This window comes from Butyricicoccus sp. (assembly GCF_050872565.1).
In the GTDB taxonomy this organism is placed as follows: domain Bacteria; phylum Bacillota; class Clostridia; order Oscillospirales; family Butyricicoccaceae; genus Butyricicoccus_A.
In genome coordinates this window covers 1-1,068 of the sequence record NZ_JBNMHC010000525.1, presented here as the reverse complement: position 1 = coordinate 1,068, position 1,068 = coordinate 1, and the positions used below count along the sequence as shown (strand labels likewise).

Annotated in this window: 2 protein-coding genes; both read right to left on the bottom strand. The window is 49.1% G+C overall.

The features are described from left to right. On the bottom strand, nucleotides 1–577 hold a 577-nt coding region (locus ACR0P9_RS13100; protein WP_432620846.1), incomplete at its 3' end, for a YibE/F family protein. Between the two features lie 5 nt (nucleotides 578–582). Continuing rightward, on the bottom strand, nucleotides 583–1,068 hold a 486-nt coding region (locus ACR0P9_RS13095), incomplete at its 5' end, for an S-layer homology domain-containing protein (RefSeq protein ID WP_432620844.1).

Here is a 1,068-nt window from a genome sequence, read left to right as displayed (position 1 = left end):
CGACCAGATACATTGTAACCAATGTAGTCAGAACAACCACAACAATGGCAGCTAAAATGGGAGACCAGCTGCGATAAATCGCAGGCAGGAAGAACCAAAGAATACTGATAAACGTAAAGACTAGACTGATGACGGAATACAATCCGCGTTTTCCGCCGATGACCAGAATAGAGAGTAAGAACAGGGCGACGATGGCATACAGTGCCGAAGCACGGTTGTAGCCGTAAACAGAAGTGACAAGTTCTCCGTTGGACTCACTGACGATGGCTATGACTTTCATGCCAACTGTGCAGTGCACGCCGTATAAATACGCAGACGAGCTGGTGGCTTCTACCGTTTCACCTGTGTGATCTCCGCTCAATAGCTGGAGCTGTACGAGTTGATCTCCGATATACACATCGCCGGATTGCTCATGGTCTTGGACAATAGAAACGACCTGTGCTTTGACAAAGCTGCGTCCGCTATTTTCCATTAACGGCACACGATGAACTTGAGAAATCATATAAAAGCAAACGGCGATAACCGCAGCAAAGATGACGAGCAGAAGCTGTTTACGAAAACCGGTTTGTATTTGCATAATTTTTATCCTTCCATGCTGCCATTCTTGACACCGGCAATCAATCCGCTGCCGACAGCCCACTGCATTGCATCCTGTGCCCAAGGGGACACCGAAGCGGCATCTGGATACTGGCTGAGGTCTGCCGAAGCAGAGGTGTCTTTTCCGATTGTCTTCATATACCGCTGCAAGATGATAGCAGTCTGTTCGCGGGTGACATCGCGCTCTGGAGAGAAGGTATTCTTGCTGGTGCCAAAGACCAAACCGTTCTGCGAAGCCCAAGTCACAGCGTTTTTGTACCATGCGTTGCCGACATCCTGAAAAGGAGTGGTACCAGTGACTTCCGGCTGACCTGCCATGTTATACAATACCTGAACGAGCATCGCGCGGGACATCGGCATGTTTGGAGCAAATGTTGTCGCGTTGATACCAGCAAACAGCTTGTTCTGATAGGTATATTCTACTGCGTCGTAGAACCAATCGCTCTTGTTGACATCGGTAAACGGCAGGGT